Origin of the sequence: Aeromicrobium sp. CnD17-E (assembly GCF_024124745.1) — a bacterium.
GTDB lineage: Bacteria > Actinomycetota > Actinomycetes > Propionibacteriales > Nocardioidaceae > Aeromicrobium.
Genome location: NZ_JAMXRU010000207.1, coordinates 1 through 1,545, shown reverse-complemented (window position 1 = coordinate 1,545; position 1,545 = coordinate 1). Strand labels below are relative to the sequence as shown.

Genomic DNA, 1,545 nt, shown 5'->3' with positions numbered 1-1,545 from the left:
AGCGGCCTTCGCGCGGCGACGCTCGACGCGGTCGGCGCGGCGTGCGCGCGACGGCCGCTCCGTCGGCGTCGCCTCGACGGGCTCGCCGTCGGTCACGGCCTCGGAGCCGGAATCGGGGCCGGCCGACGTGTCGGTGTCGGTGTGACGTGCCTGCGGACGACCCGTCCCGGCGGACGCCGGAGCGTCGACTGCGACGTCGACCGCGGGCACGACCTGCGTCGCGACCAGGTCGGCGGGCTCCTCCGCCGGAGCCTCGGGCTCCCCTGCGGGGACGGCTCCCACCGCTTCGAGCAGCGCGGTGTCCTCCTGCGACGCCGAGGGCTCGGAGGAGGCGCTCGTCGGACCGTCAGGCGCGGGCTCGTCGACGGGCGGCTCGGCACGGTGGATGCCGGGCGGGGTGGCCAGCGCGGCCCTCGCAGCCGCCTTGCTCTCCGCGCGACGACGCGCCTTCGCCTGGGCGGCCTCCTCGGCGAGCCGCTTGCTCTCGGCGCGCTCCTGCTCGCGCTCCTCGGCCTCGGCCGCCGACTGCTCGGCCTCCAGCTGCTTGACCTCCTCAGCCCACACCCGCTCACGCTCCCGCTCCGCGGCAGCCTCCTCACGGGCGCGTGCCCGCTCCTCACGGGCGCGCTGCTTCTCGGCCTTCGCCTCCGCACGTCGCTGTGCCCGCTCGCGCCTCGCGGCGTCGCGGCGGGCCGCCTTAGCCTCCCGCGAGCCGGGCGCGGGCTCGGTCTCGGGTCGGCGCTCGGGCGTGTCGAGGGCTGCCTCGGCCCTCGCCAGCGGGTCCGGGCGCGGACCGCCGTGGGTCGCCGCGATCCACGCGAGCGAGCCAGGCACGAGGTCCTCGTAGGAGCGCGTGACGCCGGGCGTCTGCACCGGCGCGGCAGCCGGGTCCGACCCGGACGCGTCTGCCGGCACCGAAGCGTCGGACGACGGGTCACCGTCGCCGTCCGCCTGCGCGGACGGCGCATCCAGCCCGGCGACGATGGCGCCGGCCGTCAGGTACTCAGGATCGCCGGATGACCCTTTTTTTGGTCGGGGGGACGGCTGCCCCGGGTCCGTCGCTCACCTCCGACGAGGCGTCGGGACCGACCTGGCTGGACGGCTCGCCGGCCGTCGACCTCTCCTCGACGAACTCCGCCACGGCAGGTGGCTCGAGCTCCGCGAAGCTCGGCACCTGCTTGGCCGACTGGTTCGCCGCGACGATGTGCGCCTGGGCGACGCGCTCGGCCTCCGCCTCCGCCGCCGCCACCCACTGCATCGCGGTGGCCTCGGCCTCGGCCAGCTTCTCCTCGGCCGCGGAGCGTGCTGCGGCGACGGCCTGCGTCAGACGTTCCTGCGCGTCCAGCTTGGCGCGCTGCACGACGCGGTCGGCCTCGGCGCGGGCCTCCTCGATGCGGCGCTGGGCGTCCTGCTCGGCCCGTTCGCCCACGGCTCGCGCCTCGGTCTCGGCCTGGGCGATCCGGGCCGCCGCCTGCTGCTCGGCCTCGGCCAGCCTCCGCTCCGCCTCGACCCGGGCCTGCTCGGCCTCCTCCGCCTGACGGCGAG

General features: G+C 77.2%; 2 pseudogenes. Both read right to left on the bottom strand.

Annotated elements, in window-relative coordinates:
* Window positions 1-915, bottom strand: a pseudogene (locus tag NH339_RS18155) (hypothetical protein); the annotation flags it as partial.
* Window positions 916-1,003: 88 nt separating this feature from the next.
* Window positions 1,004-1,545 (bottom strand): annotated as a pseudogene (locus tag NH339_RS18150) (hypothetical protein); the annotation flags it as partial.